Here is a 1730-nt window from a genome sequence, read left to right as displayed (position 1 = left end):
TTACAGCTTGCTTTCCAGCTCCGGCAGGATTTCGAACAGGTCGCCGACGAGGCCGTAATCCGCGACCTGGAAGATCGGCGCTTCCTCGTCCTTGTTGATCGCGACGATCACCTTGGAGTCCTTCATACCGGCCAGGTGCTGGATGGCACCCGAGATGCCCACGGCGATGTAGAGCTCAGGGGCGACGATCTTGCCAGTCTGCCCCACCTGCATGTCGTTGGGTACGAAGCCGGCGTCCACCGCGGCGCGGGAGGCGCCGATGGCCGCCCCCAGCTTGTCGGCGATACCGTCGAGCAGCTTGAAGTTCTCGCCACTGCCCATGCCACGCCCGCCGGAGATGACCACCTTGGCGCCGGCCAGCTCGGGACGGTCGCTCTCAGCCAGCTCCTGCTTGATAAAGGTGGACTGGCTGTTCTCGGCGACGAAATCCACCGCCTCAACCGCTGCAGAACCACTCTCGCCAACCGCATCGAAGCCGGTGCTGCGCACGGTGATCACCTTGAGGGCATCAGCGCTCTGCACGGTGGCGATGGCGTTGCCGGCATAAATCGGCCGCTTGAAGGTGTCGGCCGAGTCCACCGCGACGATTTCGGAAATCTGCGACACGTCCTTGAGCGCGGCAACCCGCGGCATGACGTTCTTGCCGGTGGTGGAAGCAGCGGCCAGCACGTGACCGTAGTCGCCGGCGAGCTCGACCAGCAGCGCGCCCATGGGCTCGGCGAGCTGGTGGGCATAGGCGGCATTGTCGGCCATGCGAACCTTGCTCACGCCGTCGAGCTTGGCGGCGGCTTCGGCTACGGCCGCGACGTTCTCGCCGGCCACCAGGATGTCGATATCGCCGCCGCTATCCTGCTGGATAGCCTGGGCCGCCGCGACCACGTGGGCGGTGGCGCCAGCGAGCTGGCCGTCGTGATGTTCAGCAAGTACCAGAATGCTCATGAAATCCGCTCCTGTTAAAGCACTTTTCTCAAAGCACTTTGGCTTCGTTCTTGAGTTTGTCCACGAGCTCGTCGACGGAGCCCACCTTGATACCGCCCTTGCGCTCGGCCGGGGATTCGACCTTGAGCAGCGTGACCTTGGAGGCTACCTCGACGCCGAGATCCGCCGGGCTCTTGACGTCCATGGGCTTCTTCTTGGCCTTCATGATGTCGGGCAGCTTGGCGTAGCGCGGCTCGTTGAGGCGCAGGTCGGTAGTGACGATGGCCGGCAGGCTCAGCTCGATGGTCTGCAGACCGCCGTCAATCTCGCGGGTCACCTGCAGCGTGTCGCCGTCGACCGCGACCTCAGAGGCGAAGGTGCCCTGGGGCAGGCCGGTCAGTGCGGCGAGCATCTGGCCGGTCTGGTTGTTATCGGTGTCGATGGCCTGTTTGCCGAGAATCGTGAGACCCGGCTGCTCTTCCTCTACGACCTTGGCCAGCAGCTTGGCCACGACCAGCGACTCGACACGCTGGTCGGTCTCGGCTGACGTGTCGATATGAATCGCGCGGTCGGCGCCCAGCGCCAGCGCGGTGCGCAGTTGCTCCTGGGCGGCCTTGGGGCCAATGGTAACGGCCACGACCTCGGTGGCCACGCCTTTTTCCTTCAGCCGCACCGCCTCTTCCACGGCGATTTCGCAGAAGGGGTTCATGGCCATCTTGACGTTGGTGAGGTCGACGTCCGTGTGGTCCGCCTTGACGCGGATCTTGACGTTGTAGTCGATGACGCGTTTGACCGCGACGAGTACTTTCATG

2 protein-coding genes are annotated in these 1730 nt (G+C 64.2%); both read right to left on the bottom strand.

What is annotated here, in order from left to right:
- Complete coding sequence (locus DU490_RS16890) at positions 1-939, bottom strand: electron transfer flavoprotein subunit alpha/FixB family protein (RefSeq protein ID WP_114575379.1); 939 nt, start codon at positions 937-939, stop codon at positions 1-3.
- Between the two features lie 28 nt (positions 940-967).
- Positions 968-1729 carry an electron transfer flavoprotein subunit beta/FixA family protein gene (locus DU490_RS16885; protein WP_114575378.1) on the bottom strand — a complete coding sequence of 254 codons (762 nt, stop codon included), beginning with the start codon at positions 1727-1729 and terminating at the stop codon, positions 968-970.
- Between the last annotated feature and the right edge of the window lies 1 nt (position 1730).

The organism is Halomonas sp. DQ26W (assembly GCF_003339685.1).
Classification (GTDB): Bacteria; Pseudomonadota; Gammaproteobacteria; order Pseudomonadales; family Halomonadaceae; genus Halomonas.
This window is presented reverse-complemented; position numbering and strand designations above follow the sequence as displayed.